The sequence below is a fragment of the Methylosinus sp. Ce-a6 genome, from assembly GCF_009811655.1.
GTDB lineage: Bacteria > Pseudomonadota > Alphaproteobacteria > Rhizobiales > Beijerinckiaceae > Methylosinus.
Genome location: NZ_BGJX01000045.1, coordinates 1 through 20,083 on the forward strand (window position 1 = coordinate 1; position 20,083 = coordinate 20,083).

Here is a 20,083-nt window from a genome sequence, read left to right on the forward strand (position 1 = left end):
GCGCCGCAGCCGAAAAACGACATAGATCCACGCCAATACGAGCTGATACTATGCTAAGCTTGAACCGGACAGCCGTGCGCTTGTCGCGGCCATCCACGCCACGACGCTCCAGAAAGCTGAGAACAAGAGCGGAACAATGCCGCCTCTTCTCCCCGCGTGCCGCAATGTCCCGGCGTGGATGCCCGCGACAAGCGCGGGCATGACGCGGCTGTATGGGAGTTGTTAACCAGGATTCGGAGCCCTGCGCGCCGGCGCGGGACCGTTGACAGGAGCGGCGCCGAACTGGTCTATGCGGCTGCGCCGCCGCATTGGATCCGGGGAGGTTCGGCCTGTCGCTCGCTCAAATACCGCTCATCGCCTATGTCGCCCCTTTCGAGCGGGCCTGGCACCATAGGGAGCTCATACGCGCCGTGGTGCGGCGGGAGCTCACCTCGCGATTCCGCGGCTCCATCCTCGGGCCGCTGTGGGCGGTGCTCGCCCCGCTGATCATGCTGCTCACCTATACCGCTTTGTTTTCCATCACAGTTCCGCAATTGTCGGCGGGCATGAGCACCACCGACTACGCCGCCGGCATCTTCATCGGCCTCATCGTCTTCAACCTGTTCAGCGAGCTCGCCTATCGCGCGCCGGGCCTGCTGCACGAGCATGTGACCTTCGTGAAGAAGTCGATCTTCCCCAGCGAGACGATCGCCTGGGTGGCGACGATTCGCGCCTTCGTCTATGGGGGCATCAGCCTCGCCGTCTATGTGGCCTTCCGGCTGCTGACGGCCGGCGAGCTGCCGCTCACCATCCTGTTCACCCCGCTGCTGGTCCTGCCCTTCGCGCTGTTCATGCTGGGCGTCGTCTGGTTCCTGATGGCGCTCGGCGCCTTCACCCGCGACGTCGCCCATATCATGGTGTCGATCGTGCCGGTGCTGATGTTCGCGACGCCGATCTTCTATCGGCTGGAGCAGATTCCTCCGCATCTCTCCCTCTGGCTGCGGCTCAATCTCGTCGGCGACTATATAGAGATGCTGCGCGGGGCGGCGCTCGACGGCGTGCTGCCCAACCCTGTCGCCTATGTCGCGCTCGTAGCCGTTTCCTACGGGATCTTCCTGTTCGGCTACCAATTCTTCATGCGCTACAAATCGGTCATCGTCGATGTCATCTGACCCCATCATCCGCTGCGACGGCGTCGGCAAGGCGTTTCAGCTCTATCTGCACCGCAACGACCAGTTGAAGCAGGTGCTGTTCGGCCTGTGGAAAAACTTCTACCAGGAGCATTGGGTGCTCCACGACATCGGCTTCGAGGTCGGCAAGGGCGAGAAGGTCGGCATCATCGGCCGCAATGGCGCGGGCAAGACGACGCTATTGCAGATTCTCTGCGGCATCACCCGGCCGACGCGCGGCGCCTTCGAGGTGAAGGGCCGCATCGCGCCGATTCTCGCGCTGGGCTCGGGCTTCGATGGATTGCTGACGGGGCGTGAGAACGCCATGATCGGCGGCGCGATCCTCGGCCTCAAACGCAAGGAGGTGGAGAAGCGCCTGCCGGCCATCGCCGCCTTCGCCGATATCGGCCCCTTCTTCGACCAGCCGATGCGGCTCTATTCCAGCGGCATGGTGGCGCGCGTCGCCTTCGCCATCTGCGCCAACGCCGACGCCGACATTCTCATCGTCGACGAGGCGCTGTCGGTCGGCGACGAGGTGTTCCAGGCCAAATGCGAGGCCTTCATCGCCGATTTCGCCAAGACCGGCACGATCTTGATGGTCTCGCACGATCTCGACTTCCTGTCGAACCTCTGCGACCGGGTGATCTGGATCGACGAGGGCGCGGTGCGCGAGACCGGCGCGCCGGAAGTGGTCATCCCCCATTATCGCGAGGCGGTGCTCGCGGCGGCGTGACCGTCATTGCGAGCGAAGCGAAGCAATCCAGGAGTCGCGGGCGGCCCCTTGGATCGCCGCGTCGCTTCGCTCCTCGCGATGACGGGCGTGTCGTCAGGCGGCGAGGCTCTGCGGTTCTGCGGCCATGGTTTCGTAGCCGGACAGCCGCCGCATCGGGCTCGTGCTCATATTGCGGCGGAAGATCAGCAGGATCGACACGCCGATTTCGAGCGCCGCCGCCGCCGCCAGCAGAATGGCGAAGCGCGCATCGGCGCGCAGCAGCGATTCGAGCGCCACCAGAAAGAAAATATGCGCCGCCGGAATGGCGAGGATGACGAAGGAGCTCATGCCCCCGCGCCGTCCGGTGACATTGCCGAAGGTCAGCACCAGCGCCATGGCCAGCAGCGTATGGGCGATGGCGAGCGAGGGCACGCCGAAACGCTTGGCCGCCTCGGCCATCCATTCGCCGGCCTGGCGGCGGTCGAGCCGCGCGATCTCCCAATTGGCGATGAATTCCGGCAGCGTCAGCTCATAGACGCCGCGCCAATTGCGCGGCGGCAGCGCCTCGCTGCCCTGCATCGGCAGCGCCATGGCGTATTCGTCGAAATTGGCGATGCGCACCTCGTCGGAGCCCAAGGGCTTCGTCTGAATGCTGCCGTTGGAGAGCGCGACGACGACGCCCGAGGGCTGGCGGCGGAATTCGGCGCGCGCCGCGGTGATCGTCTCCTCCTGGCGCTTCTCGATCGAGATCTGCCGCACGAAGAGATTGACGGCGATGTCCGGCGTCTCCCAGCGCTGGAGATAGAGCGTCTTCACGCCATTGTCGAAAGTATAGAAGCGCGCCGCGTCCAACATGCGATGGTTCAGCGAATTGCGCACCACATTGATGACGTCCTGCAGCCCGCTCGCATAGGAGGGCGCGATGAAATTGGCCAGCCCATAGCCGAAGACGACGAGCGCGCCGGCGCAGACGATCGCCGGCCGGCACACCGACCAGACCGACAGCCGCAGCGCATAGAGCACGGCGATCATGCCCTCGTTGGACATGCGCGCGAATTCGAGCGCGGTGGCGACGCCGATCGCCATGGGCAGGGTGATGAAGCCGACGGTCGGCATGGTGCCGATCAGCGCCGGGGCGAGCAGGCCGGCGCGAATCGCCGCCGGCGTCAGCGTGTAGAGCAAATAGGAGAGGACGACCGGAACGATGAGCGCGAGCTGGACGACGAGCGTGCTGAACAGGATTCGCCGGGCGAGATAGAAGAAGAGAAGGCGAGGCATGAGTCCTGTTCCGTGCGCGCAGAGCGAGCTCCCGCTTGCTCTGATTCATCGAAATGGCGCGAACTTCGATCGCTCGACCGATTCCGGCCGAGCGGAAAGCGCGCTCGAGCGGCCGTCCCGAGAGGGAGGCCGCCGTCGCACGCCAGTCTCATAGCGGAATTCGGCTCAATTGCGAAATCGCGCCCAGGCGGCCTTGGAAAACTCCTTCCAGGCGGCGTCGAAAACGCCCGTCGAGGGGAGCGCCGTCGCCCCCGCCCAATGGGCGAAATAGATTTCCCTGCCGTCCGGATCGAGCGGCTTGCCCTCGGAAAAGGTGATTCCCGGCGCCTTGTAGAAGCTCTCATGCGAGGCGCGCTCGACGCAATGCGGCAGAAGCGTGATGGCGAGCCCGCGCCTGTGCGTCACGAAATTGACCAGCGGCTGGGCGAAGAGCTGCCCGCGCTTGCGCACCTCGTGGAAAATTTTCGCGTCCTCGCGAATCGTCTCGATGAAGTGATCGAGCTTCAAATATTGGTTGGACGTGACCCAGAAGCCGTCATTGAACAGCAGCGCGTCGTTCAGGAAGGGGTAGTTCGCTCTCTTCTCGTTATAGACATATTCGAAGCTCGGCGAAGCGACGATGAATTCCGTCTTTTTGGCCTCTAGCCGCCCGAAGAGGGGAGAGAAGTCACGAAACAGCACCACATCCACATCGACATAGGCGACCTCGTCGAGCGGCAGAGCGAGCGCCTGCAACTTGCGCAGGCGGCGGCGATTGCCGTTGAACGGGCCCGGATAGAGCTCCGCCGCGAGCCTGTCGATCGCCTCCGGGACCTCCTCGATGAAATGCGCCCCATAGATTTCCGCCGCGCGGCGCGTCTGCGCGACATTCTCGTCATAGGGGACGAGATAGAGCGGCAGATGGGCGTTCGTCTGGGCGTAGCTCTCGAGAAAGGGGAGCAGCCAATCGATGATCTTGTCGTTGCCGACGATGGCGATCCCATAGCGCTTGGCCGGCGCCGCGCTCTGGTCGGGGGCGCGTAGCGGGGAAAAATGTGGATTTGCGGGTCGAAGGCTCATATACCCCGTCTACTTGGAAAGGCCGTTGCAGGGCAAGCCGCCGGGTGGCAGAGACCGGCTGATCGGGGAAATGCGGAAACGCGCAGGACGAGTCGCTTTCACCTCCCCCTTCGAGGGGGGAGGTCGAGCGCCGAAGGCGCTCGGGAGCGGGTGACACCCCGAGTTTCGGGGGCTTCCACCCCGCCCCGTCCGGTTTCACCGCCCCACCCTCCCCTTGAAGGGGAGGGTGGGGCGGCGCCTGCGTCCGATAACAGCGCGGAACGGGAGGAGCCGATAGAGTCGATCGTTTCCAAAGCGGCTTCCGTCGCCGACCGGCCGCTCGCCGGCAAGACGGTCGCAGTGGTTCATGCAGCCTGGCATTCCTGCGGCAGCTATCAGGTCAATGTCGGCCAGCTCCAGGCCTATCGCGCGCTGGGGGCGCGGACGCTCTCCGTCGCGCTGATGGACGCGCCGGCGCCGCGCCCGCCGCGCGGCGCGCGCTGGGAGGCCTATTTCGCCGCCTCCGCCGATCTTGCGGCGGATAAGCGCTATTTCTGCGGCCCGAGCCGATGGAGCGCGCTCGCTCCGCGCTTTCTGGCCCATGCCTGGTGGCGGCTGATCCATGGCGATCAGGCGACCTGGCTCGTCGAGCTCGCCAAGATCGCCGCTCTCCCCCCCGGCCTCGAGGATGAGCAGATCGATCTCGTCCACACGAATCATTACTTCACTCTGCCTTTTGTCGCTCGAATGCTTCGCGGGAGAACTGTCCCGGTGATGCTCGAGACGCAGGACATTCAAGCGCGTCAGTATATTCTGCGCAATCAGGGCGGCTTCTTCGTGCCGCCCTATGCGACCTATGAGGACATGCTGTCGATCGAGCTCGAATGGATGCGCGCCGCGGACGTCTGCGTTCATCTCAACGAGGAGGAGCGGGCCGAATTCGCCCTTCTGCTGCCGCAGGCGCGCCACCGCCTCGTCTATCCCGCCATCGCGCCCGTTCCCTGCGGGCCGGGCGGCGAGCGCATCGTGATCGTCGCCAGCGACAATTACGGAAATTTCGTCAGCCTGCGCTGGTTCCTGCGCGAGGTGGCGCCGCTCGCGCCGGGAGTCGAGGTGGAGATCTACGGAAATATCGACGCCGGGGTCAGAAGCCGCGACAAGGCGCTCTATGACGCCAATCGGCGCCTCTTCAAGGGCCGCGTCGACGATATCGGCGCCGTCTATGCGCAGGCCGCCTGCGTGCTGCTGCCGACGATCGAGGGGCACGGCCTCTCCGTGAAAGCCGTGGAGGCGATGGCGAGCGGCGCGCCGCTCATCGCCACGCGCCGGGCGTTTCGCGGAATGGCCATCGATCCCGAACAGTTGAGCAATGTGACTCTCGCCGATACGGCGGGCGATTTCGCCGCCGCCGTGCGCGCCGCCGGCCAGCGCCGCGAACAGGGCCCGCGCGAGGCCTCGGACTCGCGCCGGCTCTATGACGAAATGTTCAGCCCCGACGCCTATGCGCGCGCTTTGCACGAGGCGGCCGCGCCGTTGCTTTCGTCATGAGCGCGCCGCCCTTTCTCCCGCTCGCCGGGCGCAATGTCGCCATCGTGCATCCGGCCTGGCATTCCTGCGGCACTTATCGCGTCGTGCTGGGGCAGGTCGCGGCCTATCGCGCGCTCGGCGCCCGCGTCGCGCCGGTCGCGATCTGCGATCTGCCGGGATTCACGCCGGATCGCGCCTGGCGCTGGCGCTCTTTCGTCGAGGCGACGCCGGAGCTTTCGCAGGACGAGCGCTGGTTCGGCGGCGCGCCCTTCCACGCCTTCGCGGCGCCGCGCTTTCTGCGCGATGTGCTCTGGCCCTATCTCCACGGCGATCAGGCGGTCATCCGCGCCGGCGTCGCCGAGCGCGCGGAGCTGGCGCTCGGGCTGACGGATCGCTGCTTCGATCTCGTCCATTGCAACCACTTCTTCCTGATGCCGGCAGCCAAGCGCCTCGCGCGCGGCGCGCCGATCCTGCTCGACAGCCATGATCTGCAGGCGCGCCAATTCGCGCTGATGAACGAGCATATGCCCTGGCTGCCGCCGCGCGTGACCTATGACGAAATGCTCGCCCGCGAGCTCGAGCTGATGCGCGGCGCCGATCTGCTGCTGCATCTCAACGCGCAGGAATATGACGATTTCCGCGCGGCTCTGCCGGAGAAGCAACATGCGCTGCTCTATCCGAGCGCCCCGGAAGCGCCGCTCGGCCCCGGCGGCGAGGACATTCTGCTCGTCGCGAGCAACAATAGCGCCAATGTCGACAGCGTCTGCTGGTTCCTGCGCGAGGTTCTCGCCGGCGCGCAAATTCCGCATCTGCGCATCGTCGGCAATGTCGACGCGGGCGTGAAGGCGCGCGACCCCGCGCTCTTTGCCGCCCATCGCGCGGCCTTCGTCGGTCGTATCGACGATCCCGGCGCCGCCTATGCGACGGCGCGCCTCGTGCTGCTGCCGACGATCAGCGGCCATGGCCTCTCGATCAAGACGGTGGAGGCGCTGGCGAGCGGCCTGCCGCTCATCGCGACGAGCCACGCTTTCCGGGGCATGCGCATGGACGCGGCGCGCTTTTCCGATGTGATCGTCGCCGACGGCGCCGCGGATTTCGCGCGAGCGCTGAAGGCTGCTGCGGCCGACCCCCGCGTTCCGAGCGAGGCGCAACGGGCGGCGAGCGACATGCGGCGCTTCTATGACGCGCATTTCTCGCTCGACGCCTATCGCGCCAATCTCGCGGCTCTGGCGCCGCCGCTCATCGGCGCGACGATGCGAGCCTGAGGGCTCGCGGTCTATCAAACGAACTCCAGCATTTGCGCGAGATCGAAGCTCGAGCGCTTTCCCAGATCGTCGCCATGGCGCTCGAGGAAGGCCTGCGCCTGCCTCCGTCCTTCATCGCGCAGCATGAGCAGGAAATCCCATTCCGCGATGAGCTTCGAAGAAGCGGAGAGCTCGGCGGCCATTGGCGTCGTGACGGCGTGAATGCGCATCGAGGCCCAGCGCGCGCCCTCGCTATGGCCGGGATCGGCGGCCTCGCGCAGCAGCGCGATCATGCGCAGCTCTTTCAAGAGCGGCGAGTTGAAGGAAATCTCGTTCAGCCGGTTCAAAATATCGATCGCGCTGCGCGGCGCGCCCTCGCGCTCGAGCGGATTGACCTGCACCAATATCGTATCCTGCGACGCGCATTCGCGGACCAGCGGCGTGATCGTCGGATTGCCGGCGTAGCCGCCGTCCCAATAGGCTTCGCCGTCGATCTCGATCGCCTGGAACATCGTCGGCAGGCAGGCCGAGGCGAGCAGAGCCTCGGCGGAGAGATCGGCGTTGCGAAACACGCGCGCGCGGCCGGTGCGGACATTGGTCGCGGTGACGAAGAGCTTGATCGGCGATCGCGCCAGGCGCTCGAAATCGATGGTCTCGCGCAAAATGTCGCGCAGCGGATTGGCGCCGGCGGGGTTGAGGTCGTAGGGCGAGACGAGCCGCGAGGTCATGTCCATGGCCAGAAAGGCCGTGGAATTGTCGAGCGTCCAACGGCCGAGCGCCACATCGATCGGATTGCGCTGCAAGGGGCTGTAGCGGCCCGCGCTGGCGACGCGCCGCCAGAAGTCCTCCATCGCCTCGCGGGCGCCCTCCGCTCCGCCCAGAGAGAAGCCGTGGATGAGCGCCGCCGCGTTCATAGCGCCGGCCGAGGTGCCGGAGACGCCGTCTATGCGCAGCCAGGGCTCCTCGATCAGCCGGTCGAGAACGCCCCAGGTGAAGGCGCCATGCGCGCCGCCGCCCTGCAAAGCCAGATCGACGAGGAGTTCGTCTCGCATCGCGCCCGTCCCGCCCCAGTATGACGTGCGAGGCAAGATAGAGCGCGGGCCTCTCCCGCCATCCGTGCGGGCTTTCGCTGGACGCCAATCCGCACGAGGATCTTAAAAATGGGCGCTCTCCCGACATGTTCCCCCCGACAAAGCTCCGGAATAGCGCCCGGCCCTGGGTTCGGCGGTGGATCGATCGCAGGCGAGCGCATATCTCAGTAGGGATATCCGCTTCGCGCAGACCGGGCTTGACCCGCGCCGCCGAGGCGCCATTCTTCCGTCATGATCCGCATGGGCCATCCGACCACTCCCCCGCAGGGCGCGCAGGGCTTCGCCAATCTCGGCGATCGGCCGCGCGAGATCTTTCGCCAGATCGTCGACACTTATCTGTCGAGCGGCGATCCGGTCGGCTCCCGCCAGCTGTCGCGGCTCCTCCCCATGACGCTGTCGCCGGCCTCCGTGCGCAATGTGATGCAGGATTTGGAGGAGCTCGGCCTCGTCTATGCGCCACACACCAGCGCCGGCCGCCTGCCGACCGAGCTCGGCCTGCGCTTTTTCGTCGACTCGCTCTTGCAGATCGGCGACATCGCCGAGGACGAGCGCGCGCAGATCGAGGCGCAGGTCGAGGCCGCCCATAAGGACCATGATCTCGAGGGCGTGCTGGCCGAGGCGACGAGCCTGCTCTCCGGCCTCACGCGCGGCGCCGCGATCGTCGTCACCAGCAAGGACAATGCGCGGTTAAAGCAGATCGAATTCGTGCGGCTGGAGCCCGAGCGCGCGCTCGCCATTCTCGTCGGCGAGGACGGATCGGTCGAAAATCGCGTGCTGCAAGTGCCGCGCGACGTGCCGGCTTCGGCGCTCGTCGAGGCGGCCAATTATCTCAACGCGCGCATCCGCGGCCTCACGCTCGGCCAGGTCCGCACGGAGATAGAGGAGGCGCGCAAGGCGGCGCAGAGCGAGCTCGACGTCTTGACGGCGAAGCTCGTCGACGCCGGCCTCGCGAGCTGGGGCGGGGCGGGGGCCGAGCATCGCCAGCTCATTGTGCGCGGCCAGGCCAATCTGCTCGAGGATCTGACGGCGATGGCCGATCTCGAGCGCATACGCCTCTTATTCTCCGATCTTGAGACCAAGACCGAGGTGATCGATCTGCTCGAGCGCGCCGAGACGGGGGAGGGCGTGCGCATCTTCATCGGCTCGGAGAACCGGCTGTTCTCGCTCTCCGGCTCGTCGATGATCGCCGCCCCTCTGCGCGACGGCAACAAGCGCATCGTCGGCGCGCTCGGAATCATCGGCCCGACGCGGCTCAACTATGCGCGCATCGTGCCCATGGTGGATTACACGGCGAAGGTGGTGGCGCGGGTGGTCGGGGGTTAGGCCTTCGTCGCGCGCCTGTTTCGGATCGGAAATTTTCATGTCCCAATCCCGCGACGCATTCGACGCGGCGGCGCATTTCGACGCGGCTTCGGCGATGCGATACGATCGCAGAATTCGATCGTTCTGCTCGAGCTACGACGCGCTGCATCACATCTCGGCCGCTTGGTTCGAGCGCCTGCCGGCGCGAGCCGAATTTCTCTGCGCCGGCGCGGGAACGGGCGCGGAAATTCTCGCTCTCGGCCGCCGCTTTCCCTTCTGGCGCTTTACGGCGGTCGATGTCTCGCGCGACATGACGAAGGCTTGCCGCGATCGCGTCGTCGCGGCCGGGATGGCGGATCGTGTGGCCTGTTTCCAGGGACGATTGCAGGAGTTTCGATCCGCGACTTCGTTCGACGCGGCCTCGTCCATTTTCGTGTCTCACTTCATCGCAGGGCGAGAGGAGAAGCTCGCCTATTTCCGCGCCGTCTCGTCCCTCTTGAAGCCTGGAGCATCATTCGTCCTCGCCGATCTCTTCGGCGATAGAGCCTCGCGCGAATTCGAGCCTCTGCTGCACGCGTGGCTGGCGTCCTATGCGTCTTGCGAGGTCGAGACCCCGGAATTGGAGAGGGATCGCGCCCATATCGACAATGACATCGCTTTCATTTCCGAAAGGGAATTGTTCGATTTGTTGAATGAAGCCGGATTCGACGCGCCTATTCGCTTCTACCAGACATTCCTCTTCGGAGGCTGGGCGATGACGAAACGACATTGAGAGCAAAAACGTCCGGCGCGGCAAAGAAAAACAGCGCCCCGAGGGGCGCTGTTTCCATTTCTGGCAGATGAGCGGCGAAGCTCTCAGTCGTTGTAGGCGCGCTCGCCGTGCTCGGCGATGTCGAGGCCTTCGCGCTCCTGGTCCGGGGCGACGCGCAGGCCGATCACCACATCGACGATCTTGTAGAGGATCGCCGAGCCTATGCCCGAGTAGAGGATCGTCGCGCCGACGGCGGTCGCCTGCGAGATCATCTGCTGCGCCATATCGTATTTGCCGGCGAAATTCTCGCCGATGTTGGTGTAGTCGGTGATGCCGACGCCGCCGAGGTCCGGGCTCACCAGAATTCCGGTGGCCAGAGCGCCGGTGATGCCGCCGATGGCGTGCACGCCGAACACGTCGAGCGAGTCGTCATAGCCGAAGAAGTTCTTCACCTTGGAGACGAAGAACAGGCTGATCGGCGAGACGATGAAGCCGAGCGCGATGGAGCCGATCGGACCCGCATAGCCCGAGGCCGGCGTCACCGCGACGAGGCCGGCGACGGCGCCCGAGATGAGGCCGAGCAGCGAAGGCTTGCCCTTCAATGCCCATTCCGTCAGCAGCCAGGAGAGCGCCGCCGCGGCGGTGGCGACCATGGTGTTGACGAAGGCGAGCGCCGTCGTGCCATTGGCCTCGAGGTTGGAGCCGGCGTTGAAGCCGAACCAGCCGACCCACAGCAGCGAGGCGCCGACCATGGAGAGCGTCAGCGAGTGCGGCGGCAGCGCTTCCTTGCCATAGCCGATGCGCTTGCCGATGATGAGCGCGCCGACGAAGCCGGCGATGCCGGCGTTGATGTGGACGACGGTGCCGCCCGCGAAGTCCAGCGCGCCCGTGCCGTGCATCCAGGGCGCGAGGCCGCCCGCGATCCAGCCGACAGAGCCGAGCAGCGTGTCGATCTCGCCCTGCACGGCCGCTTTCGCCTCTTCCGTTCCGGCGGCGGCGAGCTTGGTCGCCGCGTCGACGAGGGCGTTCGGATCGGCGACGCCCCACACCCAATGGGCGATCGGGAAGTAGATGATCGTCACCCAAAGGAGCACGAAGACCAAGGCCGCCGAGAATTTGATGCGCTCGGCGAAAGCGCCGATGATCAGCGCCGGCGTGATCATGGCGAAGGTCATCTGGAACACGAAGTAGGCGTATTCCGGAACGACATGGCCGGGCGTGAAGGTCGGCGCGTTGGAGGAGGCGTCGACGCCTTTCAGGAACAGCTTGTTCAAGCCGCCGATATAGGCGTTGAGCGAGCCGCCGTCGCCGAAGGCGAGCGAATAGCCGTAGAGCGTCCAGACGACGCCGACGAGCGCGACGATGGCGAAGGTCTGCGTCAGCACGGACAGAGCATTCTTCGAGCGCACCAGGCCGCCGTAGAAGAGCGCGAGGCCGGGGATCGACATCATCAGCACGAGCGCCGATGAAATGAGCAGCCAGGCGGTGTCGCCGGGATTGGGCGTCGGCGCATTGCCGGCTGCGAGGGCGGGATCGGCGAGGCCCGCGGCGACCGCCGCGCCGACGAGGATCGAAGCCGCAGACAGGCTCCGAGGCAGACGAACTCTCATTTGAAGCTCCTGGTGATTTTTCGTTTGGAGTGTCAGAGCGCGTCGGCGTCGCGCTCGCCAGTGCGGATGCGGATCGTCTGCTCGAGAGGAAGGACGAAAATCTTGCCGTCGCCGATCTGGCCGGTGTGCGCGGCCGTGGTGATCGCTTCGATGGCCTTGGCGACGAGCTCGGACGTCACGGCCACCTCGATTTTCAGCTTCGGCAGGAAGCTCACGGCATATTCCGCGCCGCGGTAGATCTCGGTGTGGCCCTTCTGGCGCCCGTATCCCTTGACTTCCGTCACGGTGAGACCGTGGACGCCGATGTTCGTCAGCGCGTCTCGGACCTCATCGAGCTTGAAGGGCTTGATGATCGCTGTCACGATTTTCATCTGCCTATCCTGTTGTTCTGGACCTTCATGGCTCGTGACGGCTCGTCTTGCGAGACGGCGCCCAATGTGGCGAGGGCCATGATGAGCACCGTTGTGCTCAGGCCGCGAGCTTTCAAATGCCGTGCCAGCCCCAGCGCCGTCGCGACGGGAGACTCGAGGAGGATAGGAACCGCAATTCCAATCAAATCGGTGACGAAGCGTCGCAGGAAGCGCGGGGCGGAGCCGGCGGCGCGCGGCCGCGCAAAGCAAGGGATTTCCGCCGTGTGTCGCTGCGCGGGCGCGGCGGGCGCGAAATCACGCAGGCGCCTGGAAAAAGGCGGCAGGCGCCTATCAAATAATCAACGATCTGCTCGAGTTTTGGATGAATGATCGCGAATCAGGCCCTCCTGCGCCACAGAGGCGATCAGACCTCCATCCGCCGAGAAGATCATTCCTCTCGTGAGCGTCCGCGCGCCGGCGGCGCTCGGGCTGTCCTGCGTGTAGAGCAACCATTCGTCCACGCGGAACGGTCGATGGAGCCACAGCGCGTGGTCGAGGCTCGCGACCTGCAGCCGCTCGTCGAAGATGGAGCGTCCATGCGCGACGAGCGCCGTGTTCAGCAAGGTCATGTCCGAAAGATAGGCGAGCAGGGCTCGATGCGTCGCGAGATCGTCGCCGATGCGGTCGACGAGCCGAAACCAGATGAACTGCTGCGAATCCGCCTTCGCGCCGTTGGAAAAATAGGCGTGCGGATCGATGACGCGTATGTCGACGGCGGGGGATGCGGCGAGGCATTCCGCAACGCCGAGCGGCAGGAATTCGGCGAAGCGCTCGGCCAGCGCATTCGTCGTCGGCAGGCTCTCGGGCGGCGGGACCTGTGGCGCCGCAAAAGCGTGCTCGAGGCCGGTCTCGTCGATATGAAACGACGCCTCCATGGAAAAGATCGTCCGGCCGCGCTGGCTGGCCAGGCAGCGCCGCGTCGTGAAGCTCTTGCCGTCGCGCAGGCGCTCGACCGTGAAGTCGATCGGCGCGCGCGGATCGCCGGGCAGGATGAAATAGGCGTGCAGCGAATGCGCGGGCCGGTCGACGGGAACGGTGCGTTGCGCCGCGACCAGCGCCTGGCCCACGACCTGCCCGCCGTAGACGCGCGGGCCTCGGGATTTGCTATAGCCGCGAAACGCGTCTTCCCCCATGGGCTCGAGGTCGAGCAGGGCGAGCAGCTCTTGCGTGGGCAGGCGGGCGTCCATGTGGGTCAATCGACGGGCCTGGCCTCCTCCGGCAGCATGATGGGAATGCCGTCGCGGATCGGATAGGCGAGCCGCGCGGAGCGGGAGATCAGCTCCTGCCGCTCGGCGTCATATTCGAGCGTCGATTTGGTGAGCGGGCAGACCAGAATCTCCAAAAGGCGCGGATCGACCTTCGTCGCTTCGGATGCGGGGGCGTCCTCGCCTTCGCGCTTCTCGGATTTGTCGCTCATTGCGGCGCCTTTCTGCTGATTCGCGGCGGCTCGCGCCGCAGCGGCGGAAAAGTATCTAATGGAATTGTGGCGGATCGTCGCTGTTCTGGGCGAGATCGAGCTCGGCCAGGGCGACGAGAATCTCGGCGCGCGAGCGCAGGTCGACGGCCTCGAGCAGCGCCTGCTTCTCATTCGCGCCGAAAGGACTCATCATCGCGAGCGCATTCACCAGCGCCTCGTTGGGCGCGGCGTCGATGCTGGTCCAGTCGACGTCGAGCTGCGAGCCGTCGGCGAATTCGCGCAGCATATGAATCATTCCGGCGCGGTCGACGTCGTCCTCGCCGGCGCCCGGCTCGAGGTCGACGAGGAAATCATCATAGCTGACCCGGCAGGTCCGATAGGCCAGCGTCGTCGGCAGCTCTTCCTCTATGCGGAAGCGGGCGATGCCGGTGAGCGAGATCAGATAGCGGCCGTCTCCGGTCTCGGAGAATCGCGTGATGCGTCCGGCGCAGCCGATGCGGCGCAGCGCGGGGGCGGGGTCCTGCTCGTCCTGCCCGGGGAGCGGCTGGATCATGCCGATGACGCGCTGCGAGGCGATGGCGTCGTCGACCATGGCCAGATAGCGCGGCTCGAATATGTTGAGCGGCAGCTCGCCGCGCGGCAGCAGCAGCGCGCGCGTCAGCGGAAACACCGGAACGACGCCGGGCAAGGCCTTCGCATCTTTATATGGACGATTGACGCTCATGTCGGTGCGCGGCGATCGACGCCGCCCCCTCGAGAAACTCGCTCGGATCAGGAGAACAGCAGCGACGACAGGCGCCGCCTCGCGCCTATGGTCGCTTTGTCGAGCGGCCCCCAGGCGTCGAAGAACTGGATGAGTTGCTTCCTCGCCCCGTCGTCGCTCCAACTACGGTCCTTTCGGATGATGTCAAGGAGCGCGGTGGCGGCCTCGTCGCGCTTGCCCTTGGCGTTGAGCGCGAGGGCGAGATCGAAGCGCGCCCGCAGATCGTCCGGATCGAAGGCGACGCGCCTCTGAAGCTCCTCGATCTCGCCGAGATCGGAGGCGGCGAGCGCGTTCTCCAGCGACGCAGCCGCCGCCGCGACGAGCGGATCGGCGCGGATCGGGGCGGGCAGCGCCTCGACCAAGGCCTGCGCGTCGGCGAGACGGTCCTGTTCCACATAGAGGCGGGCGAGCTCCGCCGCCGCCTTGGCGAAGGGCGGGGTCTGCGCGACGAGCTCGAGCAGGATCGCCTCGGCGGCCTCGATCTGGCCTTCGCCGATCAGCGCCTCGGCGGTGAGGAAGGCGTCGGTCCCCTCGTCCTCGAGCGGCCCCGCGAGCCGCTCGATGAATCCGCGCAGCTGCTTTTCCGGCAGCGCGCCGACGAAGCCGTCGGCCGGCCGCCCGCGCTGGAACGCGACCACGGCGGGAATGGATTTCACGCCGAGCTGGCCGGCGATCTCCGGATGCTGGTCGATGTTCATCTTGACGAGCTTCACGCGGCCGCCGGCGGCCTTCACGGCGCGCTCCAGGGCCGGGGCCAGCTGTTTGCAGGGCTCGCACCAGGGCGCCCAGAAATCGACGAGCACGGGCTGGCGCAGCGACGGCTCCAGGACGTCGGCGCGAAAAGTCGCCGTCGTCGTCTCACTCACCAGGGCGTCGTCTCGCGCCGTAAGTTCCGCCGCCATCGCAACGTTCTCCCGCCTGGCGTCGCTCGCGCCTTCGAAGGGCCGCTCGCGTTTCTCAACGCTTCACGAAAGTCAGATAGACCGGTTTGCGTCCGGCCGCCATCGCTTTCGCCTCGTATTTCGTCCGCGTCCAGCCTTCCCAAGGCGTGAGCCAGTCCGCCGACGTCTCTGCTTCCCATGCAAGATCGGCGGCCTGTCGGATCCGCGCCAGCGCCCAGCCGGCATAATCGTCGATGTCGGTGGCAAAACGCAATTGCGCGCCGGGCGTCATGACCCGCGCGAGCTCTGCCAATGTCTCTTTGGAAACAAAGCGCCGCTTGCGGTGCCGGCGCTTGGGCCAGGGGTCCGGATAGAAGAGGAAGACCCGGCCGAGGCTCGCCGGCGGCAGAAAGCGCAAAACCTCGGCGGCGTCGCCCTGATGGAGGCGGATATTGGCGAGGCCCTGCGCGTCGATGCGGGCGAGGAGCTTCGCCATTCCGTTCACGAAGGGCTCGCAGCCGATGAAGCCGACATCGGGCCGCGCCGCCGCGGCGGCGACGAGATGCTCGCCGCCGCCGAAGCCGATCTCGAGAAATACCTCCTCGACGGAGGTCGGAAACAGGCTCTGCGGCGAGGGGCAGGGAGCCGAGAGGTCGAGCGTCAGCCGCGGCAGCAGCTCCTGCAGCAGGCGCGTCTGGCCGGCGCGCAGCGCCTTGCCTTTGCTGCGGCCATAGAGGCGGCGCGCCAAATGGGTCGCGCCGCCGCTGGTCTCATTCATGACGCCGTCGTCTTCGCTGGTGGCGCCCGTCAGGCGAAATGCGCCTTCAGCGCGTCGACGAGATCGGCGCGCTCCCAGGAGAAGCCGCCTTCTTCGTCCGGCGTGCGGCCGAAATGGCCATAGGCCGAGGTGCGCGCGTAGATCGGCTTGTTGAGCTGCAGATGCTCGCGAATGCCGCGCGGCGACAGGCGCAGAATCTGCGGCAGCGCCGCCTCGAGCTTGTCCTCCGGCACTTGCCCCGTGCCGTGCAGATCCACATAGATCGACAGCGGCTCGGCGACGCCGATGGCGTAGGAGAGCTGCAGCGTCGCCCGATCGGCGAGGCCGGCGGCGACGATGTTCTTGGCCAGATAGCGGGCGGCGTAGGCGGCCGAACGGTCGACCTTGGTCGGGTCCTTGCCGGAGAAGGCGCCGCCGCCGTGCGGAGCCGCGCCGCCATAGGTGTCGACGATGATCTTGCGGCCGGTGAGGCCGGCGTCGCCGTCCGGGCCGCCGATGTGGAACTTGCCGGTCGGATTGACGTGCCACACCGTCTCCTTGGTCACCCAGCCCTGAGGCAGCGCCTCGAGGATATAGGGCTCGACGATGGCGCGAACGTCCTGCGGCGTGAGATTCTCGTCGGTGTGCTGATGCGAGAGCACGATCTGCGTGGCCTCGACCGGCTTGCCGTTCTCGTAGCGCAGCGTCACCTGGCTCTTGGCGTCGGGGCCGAGGCCCTTCTCCTTGCCGCTGTGGCGGGCGTGCGCGAGCTTCTCCAAGATCTTGTGCGCGTAATAGATCGGCGCCGGCAGCAGGTCGGGCGTCTCGCGCACCGCATAGCCGAACATGATGCCCTGATCGCCCGCGCCCTCGTCCTTGTTGCCGGCGGCGTCGACGCCCTGGGCGATGTCGGCGGATTGCGAATGCAGCAGCACTTCCACGTCGGCGTCCCGCCAATGGAAGCCGGCCTGCTCATAACCGATGGATTTGATCGCCTTGCGGGCGACATCGACGATCTGCTCCTTCGAAATGGCGGGGCCGCGCACCTCGCCGGCGATCACCACGCGATTGGTGGTGGCGAGAGTCTCTGCGGCCACGCGAATCTGATAGGGGTCGACGCCGAATTTGGCGCCTTCACGAAAAAACAAATCGACGATTTCATCTGAAATGCGGTCGCAAACCTTGTCTGGATGGCCTTCCGAGACCGATTCGCTCGTGAAAAGATAGTTTTGTCGCGTCACATCCAATCTCCGTCCCAATTGGCGCTCCGCCGTCCCCAGCGGACAGATCCGTCCGATCGCTCGGATCAGTACAGACGTCGTTCGTTTCGTCAAGCCGTCTGCGATGATTTGTTCTTTATAGAGAACTCTGTCCGTCGAGACGTCGGTCGGCCTATTTGCCGACCGGCTCGCCCGCGTCCGCCTCCTTGGCGGCTTCGTCCTGGTCGGCGAGGGTCACGATCAGATCGATGACGCGCTTGCGCACCTTGGCGTCCTTGATGCGGGCGAAGGCGCGATTGAGATGCAGGCCCTCGGCGGTCGAGAGGAAATCGACCACATATTGCGAGGAGCTCTCCTCGGCGAAGCCGTCCGCGGCCGGCTGGGCGGTCGGCGCGCCCTCGAAGAAGAAGGAGGGCGGCACATTCAGCGTCTTGGAAATCTGCTGCAGCCGGCTCGCGCCGATTCGGTTGGTGCCTTTCTCGTATTTCTGCACTTGCTGGAAGGTCAGACCCAGCGCCTCTCCGAGCTTCTCCTGACTCATTTTCATCAGGATGCGTTGCATGCGCACGCGACTTCCGACATGCCGGTCGATCGGATCGGGCGCCTTTTTCACTGCGACTGCTTCCTTTTGCTCATGACGGTCCGGCCTTTTGTCGAAGGGACTGATCTAAAGCTGGTTTCGCCGAGCGGATGACTGGCGTGGACGCGTCGGCCGCGTTTTCGAGTGGCGCTTCATTAAGCATCCGCCCGATGCGCAGTCAAACCCGCGAGGCCGCGAAAGCGTCCGATCAGGGCGAAAATTATTGTGAAGAACCAAAGCGTTGAAGTCCAGCGAAAAGGATGGACGGCGAAAGGCGGCGCGTCGGCGGGACGCGGCAGGCGCGCGTCGATGACGCCGTCGACGCCGAGCGGCAGGCGGTCGAGAACGCGTCCATGAGGATCGACGACGGCGGAAATCCCGGTGTTGGCGACGCGCACCAGCGGCAGGCCTTCCTCGATCGCGCGCAGTCGCGCCTGGGCGAAATGCTGATAGGGGCCGCTCGTCGCGCCGAACCAGCCGTCATTGGTCACATTGAGCAGCCATTGCGGCCGCGCGCCGGCAGGTTCGACGGCCTCGCCCGGAAAGATCGCCTCATAGCAGACGAGCGGCGCGGCCGGCGGCAGGCCGGGCGCGACGAGGCGGCGAGGGCCGGTTCCCTCGTCCCATGTTCCGGGCACGAGCTGCGTGACGCCGAGCGGCGAGAGCAGCCCGGCGAGCGGCAGATATTCGCCGAACGGCACGAGATGCATCTTGTCATAGGCCGCGACGATGCGGCCGCTTTCGATCGCCAGGATCGAATTGAAGATCTTCGTGCGGCGCTTGCCATTGTCGCGGCGCGGATCCTCCTCGGCGCGCGCGGCGCCGGTGACGAGCGTGGCGCCGCGCATGGTCGCGGCGATGAGCGCGAGCGCCTCCGGGTCGCGCGAGAGAATGAAGGGGAAGGCCGACTCCGGCCAGATCAGATGAGTGGCGTCGGCGACGCCGGAGCGGCCGGGCGCGACGGCGCGATCGGAGAGCTCGAGATAGCGGCGCAGAATCGCCGGGCCGTTCTCCGGCTTGAATTTCGCGTCCTGCGGCAGATCGGGCTGCATCAGCCGCAATTTCACGCCTTCGACATATTCGGTCTTGCCGGAGGCCAGCCGAAGAGCGCCGAAACCGGCGAGGCCGAGGGCGAGGACGAGCGCGGCGGCGATGGCGGGCGTGAGCCGGCGGCGGCCGTCGACGAGCGTCGCCGGCGCGGCGAACAGGATGACGGCCAGAATGTCGAGCCCGTGCAGGCCGACGAGCGCCGCCGCCTGATCGAGGTAGGGAACCGCGGCGAGCGCCATGCCGAAATCATTCCAGGGAAAGCCGGTGAAGATGTGGCCGCGCAGAAATTCCGAAGCGCCGAGGCCGGCGGCGAGGGCGAAGATTCGCGCCGAGCCCGCCGACCACAGCGCGCGCGAGAGAGCGAAGCCCAGCGCGGGAAACAGCGCGAGGACCGCCGGCGCGCCGATGACCGCGAGCGGCAGCGCCCAGGCGAATTGGTCGGGCTCGACCAGCATGGCCGCGCCGAGCCACCAGAGCCCGGCCAGAAAATAACCGAATCCGAGCCACCAGCCGGCGCCCGCCGCGCGTCGCATGGAGGCGGCGAGAAAAGCGCAGCCGCTCTCGCCCCGCGCCGCCGCGGCGCCGTCGACGAGCCATGCCGACACGCTCATCGTGACGAACATGGCCGGCGCGAAATCGATCGGGGCGAGCGCCAGAGCGCCGACGGCCCCCGCCGCGAAAGCGATGGCGCGGCGCGTCCAGCCCTCGGCGAGGATGATGCGCTGTGGAAGGGTCGGCCCCGTCCTCGAGCCATCGAAGAAGGTCCCGGTGAGAAATTGCTGCGCCATGGGCATCCGTTCGATTCGAATTGGCGCGCGAACTCTAGCCGGTCCCACGGCTGCGCCCTAGAGCGTTTCCAGCCGAAGAGAACGCCGGTTCGGCGTCAAAAACGCGTTAAAACAAAAGCTAGGAATCTCTCCGTGTTTCAATGAAGATTCCAGAGGCTCGCGCGATCGGGGAAGGGCCTGTGATCGTCTTGCGACCTCGCATTCGCGCAGACGGGACGGGCGCGTGCTCGCGAATCCGAGCCGCAAGGATGGACGCGTGGCGCATCGCGCCGGGCGCGCGCGCGAAACTTCAGACCGAGCGACAGACGCTTCGCATGAGCAGACCGCGGGCCGCAGGAGCGACGGCGCCCTGCCGCTATGCAGGATTGCACATCAAGACGTCATATATCGATGGTTGCATATGGGTGAAAATTTTCGGTTTTCCTCGATGATGTGTGCGCGATGTCCGGCGAGGCGTTTTTGGACTATCTTGGTCGGGGAGGGGGGCTTCGCGAGGGCGACGCGCTGGAGGCGGCG

19 protein-coding genes are annotated in these 20,083 nt (G+C 66.2%); 6 read left to right on the plus strand and 13 right to left on the minus strand.

Features of this window, described 5'->3' with window-relative positions:
- Positions 1 to 308: 308 nt before the first annotated feature.
- The gene (locus tag Mspo_RS17675) at positions 309 to 1,151 is read left to right on the plus strand and encodes an ABC transporter permease (protein WP_244613530.1); all 843 of its coding nucleotides are present in this window, start codon (positions 309 to 311) and stop codon (positions 1,149 to 1,151) included.
- Entirely contained in the window at positions 1,141 to 1,881 is a 741-nt protein-coding gene (locus Mspo_RS17680; RefSeq protein ID WP_159732131.1) for an ABC transporter ATP-binding protein, read from the plus strand. Before Mspo_RS17675 ends, Mspo_RS17680 begins: the two co-directional genes overlap by 11 nt.
- 93 nt (positions 1,882 to 1,974) lie before the next feature.
- On the opposite strand, the gene Mspo_RS17685 is transcribed toward Mspo_RS17680, so the two are convergent.
- Positions 1,975 to 3,138, minus strand: a complete 1,164-nt coding sequence (locus tag Mspo_RS17685; protein WP_159732134.1) for an LptF/LptG family permease — start codon at positions 3,136 to 3,138, stop codon at positions 1,975 to 1,977.
- A 165-nt stretch (positions 3,139 to 3,303) separates the two neighbouring features.
- On the minus strand, positions 3,304 to 4,197 hold the full coding sequence (locus tag Mspo_RS17690) for a hypothetical protein (protein WP_159732137.1): 894 nt from the start codon (positions 4,195 to 4,197) through the stop codon (positions 3,304 to 3,306).
- Between the two features lie 339 nt (positions 4,198 to 4,536).
- Here Mspo_RS17690 and Mspo_RS17695 point away from each other — a divergent pair, with 339 nt between their 5' ends.
- The gene (locus Mspo_RS17695) at positions 4,537 to 5,724 is read left to right on the plus strand and encodes a glycosyltransferase (RefSeq protein ID WP_159732140.1); all 1,188 of its coding nucleotides are present in this window, start codon (positions 4,537 to 4,539) and stop codon (positions 5,722 to 5,724) included.
- Positions 5,721 to 6,968, plus strand: coding sequence for a glycosyltransferase (locus Mspo_RS17700; RefSeq protein WP_159732143.1), 1,248 nt, complete (start codon positions 5,721 to 5,723; stop codon positions 6,966 to 6,968). The genes Mspo_RS17695 and Mspo_RS17700 overlap by 4 nt, the downstream gene beginning before the upstream one ends.
- Before the next feature lie 14 nt (positions 6,969 to 6,982).
- Here the strand turns inward: Mspo_RS17700 and Mspo_RS17705 are convergent, their stop codons facing one another.
- Positions 6,983 to 7,999, minus strand: a complete 1,017-nt coding sequence (locus tag Mspo_RS17705; protein ID WP_159732147.1) for a patatin-like phospholipase family protein — start codon at positions 7,997 to 7,999, stop codon at positions 6,983 to 6,985.
- Positions 8,000 to 8,269: 270 nt separating this feature from the next.
- On the opposite strand from Mspo_RS17705, the gene hrcA reads away from it, so the two are divergent.
- Together hrcA and Mspo_RS17715 are read left to right on the plus strand one after the other, a co-directional pair.
- Positions 8,270 to 9,361 (plus strand): heat-inducible transcriptional repressor HrcA, encoded by a 1,092-nt coding sequence (hrcA, locus tag Mspo_RS17710; protein WP_159732150.1) that lies wholly within the window; start codon positions 8,270 to 8,272, stop codon positions 9,359 to 9,361.
- Positions 9,362 to 9,398: 37 nt separating this feature from the next.
- Complete coding sequence (locus Mspo_RS17715) at positions 9,399 to 10,112, plus strand: cyclopropane-fatty-acyl-phospholipid synthase family protein (protein ID WP_159732153.1); 714 nt, start codon at positions 9,399 to 9,401, stop codon at positions 10,110 to 10,112.
- Positions 10,113 to 10,195: 83 nt separating this feature from the next.
- Here Mspo_RS17715 and Mspo_RS17720 read toward each other — a convergent pair whose 3' ends face one another.
- The 10 genes from Mspo_RS17720 to lnt all read right to left on the minus strand — a co-directional run bounded on the left by Mspo_RS17720 (position 10,196) and on the right by lnt (position 19,567).
- Positions 10,196 to 11,701, minus strand: a complete 1,506-nt coding sequence (locus Mspo_RS17720; protein ID WP_159732156.1) for an ammonium transporter — start codon at positions 11,699 to 11,701, stop codon at positions 10,196 to 10,198.
- 32 nt (positions 11,702 to 11,733) lie between these two features.
- Positions 11,734 to 12,072 carry a P-II family nitrogen regulator gene (locus Mspo_RS17725; protein WP_003610684.1) on the minus strand — a complete coding sequence of 113 codons (339 nt, stop codon included), beginning with the start codon at positions 12,070 to 12,072 and terminating at the stop codon, positions 11,734 to 11,736.
- Between the two features lie 338 nt (positions 12,073 to 12,410).
- On the minus strand, positions 12,411 to 13,298 hold the full coding sequence (locus Mspo_RS17730) for an acyl-CoA thioesterase II (protein ID WP_159732180.1): 888 nt from the start codon (positions 13,296 to 13,298) through the stop codon (positions 12,411 to 12,413).
- A 5-nt stretch (positions 13,299 to 13,303) separates the two neighbouring features.
- The gene (locus Mspo_RS17735; protein ID WP_159732159.1) at positions 13,304 to 13,528 is read right to left on the minus strand and encodes a Trm112 family protein; all 225 of its coding nucleotides are present in this window, start codon (positions 13,526 to 13,528) and stop codon (positions 13,304 to 13,306) included.
- 55 nt (positions 13,529 to 13,583) lie between these two features.
- Positions 13,584 to 14,252: an LON peptidase substrate-binding domain-containing protein gene (locus Mspo_RS17740; RefSeq protein ID WP_159732162.1), complete on the minus strand. Its 669-nt coding sequence runs from the start codon at positions 14,250 to 14,252 to the stop codon at positions 13,584 to 13,586.
- Positions 14,253 to 14,299: 47 nt separating this feature from the next.
- Complete coding sequence (locus tag Mspo_RS17745; protein ID WP_159732165.1) at positions 14,300 to 15,193, minus strand: co-chaperone YbbN; 894 nt, start codon at positions 15,191 to 15,193, stop codon at positions 14,300 to 14,302.
- Between the two features lie 55 nt (positions 15,194 to 15,248).
- Positions 15,249 to 15,950, minus strand: a complete 702-nt coding sequence (gene trmB / locus Mspo_RS17750) for a tRNA (guanosine(46)-N7)-methyltransferase TrmB (protein ID WP_159732168.1) — start codon at positions 15,948 to 15,950, stop codon at positions 15,249 to 15,251.
- 29 nt (positions 15,951 to 15,979) lie between these two features.
- Positions 15,980 to 17,170 (minus strand): methionine adenosyltransferase, encoded by a 1,191-nt coding sequence (gene metK / locus Mspo_RS17755; RefSeq protein ID WP_159732183.1) that lies wholly within the window; start codon positions 17,168 to 17,170, stop codon positions 15,980 to 15,982.
- 151 nt (positions 17,171 to 17,321) lie between these two features.
- A complete protein-coding gene (locus tag Mspo_RS17760; RefSeq protein ID WP_159732171.1) occupies positions 17,322 to 17,762 on the minus strand; it encodes a helix-turn-helix domain-containing protein in 441 nt (146 codons plus the stop codon).
- Positions 17,763 to 17,884: 122 nt separating this feature from the next.
- On the minus strand, positions 17,885 to 19,567 hold the full coding sequence (gene lnt, locus Mspo_RS17765) for an apolipoprotein N-acyltransferase (RefSeq protein ID WP_159732174.1): 1,683 nt from the start codon (positions 19,565 to 19,567) through the stop codon (positions 17,885 to 17,887).
- Positions 19,568 to 20,083: the final 516 nt, after the last annotated feature.

Bases quoted from the DNA above. Each gene is read 5' to 3' on its own strand.
- Mspo_RS17745 (WP_159732165.1), bottom strand. From the start codon at position 15,193: ATGGCGGCGGAACTTACGGCGCGAGACGACGCCCTGGTGAGTGAGACG.
- Mspo_RS17680 (WP_159732131.1), top strand. From the start codon at position 1,141: ATGTCATCTGACCCCATCATCCGCTGCGACGGCGTCGGCAAGGCGTTT.
- Mspo_RS17720 (WP_159732156.1), bottom strand. From the start codon at position 11,701: ATGAGAGTTCGTCTGCCTCGGAGCCTGTCTGCGGCTTCGATCCTCGTC.
- lnt (WP_159732174.1), bottom strand. From the start codon at position 19,567: ATGGCGCAGCAATTTCTCACCGGGACCTTCTTCGATGGCTCGAGGACG.
- hrcA (WP_159732150.1), top strand. From the start codon at position 8,270: ATGATCCGCATGGGCCATCCGACCACTCCCCCGCAGGGCGCGCAGGGC.
- trmB (WP_159732168.1), bottom strand. From the start codon at position 15,950: ATGAATGAGACCAGCGGCGGCGCGACCCATTTGGCGCGCCGCCTCTAT.
- Mspo_RS17735 (WP_159732159.1), bottom strand. From the start codon at position 13,528: ATGAGCGACAAATCCGAGAAGCGCGAAGGCGAGGACGCCCCCGCATCC.
- Mspo_RS17705 (WP_159732147.1), bottom strand. From the start codon at position 7,999: ATGCGAGACGAACTCCTCGTCGATCTGGCTTTGCAGGGCGGCGGCGCG.
- Mspo_RS17730 (WP_159732180.1), bottom strand. From the start codon at position 13,298: ATGGACGCCCGCCTGCCCACGCAAGAGCTGCTCGCCCTGCTCGACCTC.
- Mspo_RS17685 (WP_159732134.1), bottom strand. From the start codon at position 3,138: ATGCCTCGCCTTCTCTTCTTCTATCTCGCCCGGCGAATCCTGTTCAGC.
- Mspo_RS17725 (WP_003610684.1), bottom strand. From the start codon at position 12,072: ATGAAAATCGTGACAGCGATCATCAAGCCCTTCAAGCTCGATGAGGTC.
- Mspo_RS17690 (WP_159732137.1), bottom strand. From the start codon at position 4,197: ATGAGCCTTCGACCCGCAAATCCACATTTTTCCCCGCTACGCGCCCCC.
- Mspo_RS17715 (WP_159732153.1), top strand. From the start codon at position 9,399: ATGTCCCAATCCCGCGACGCATTCGACGCGGCGGCGCATTTCGACGCG.
- Mspo_RS17700 (WP_159732143.1), top strand. From the start codon at position 5,721: ATGAGCGCGCCGCCCTTTCTCCCGCTCGCCGGGCGCAATGTCGCCATC.
- Mspo_RS17740 (WP_159732162.1), bottom strand. From the start codon at position 14,252: ATGAGCGTCAATCGTCCATATAAAGATGCGAAGGCCTTGCCCGGCGTC.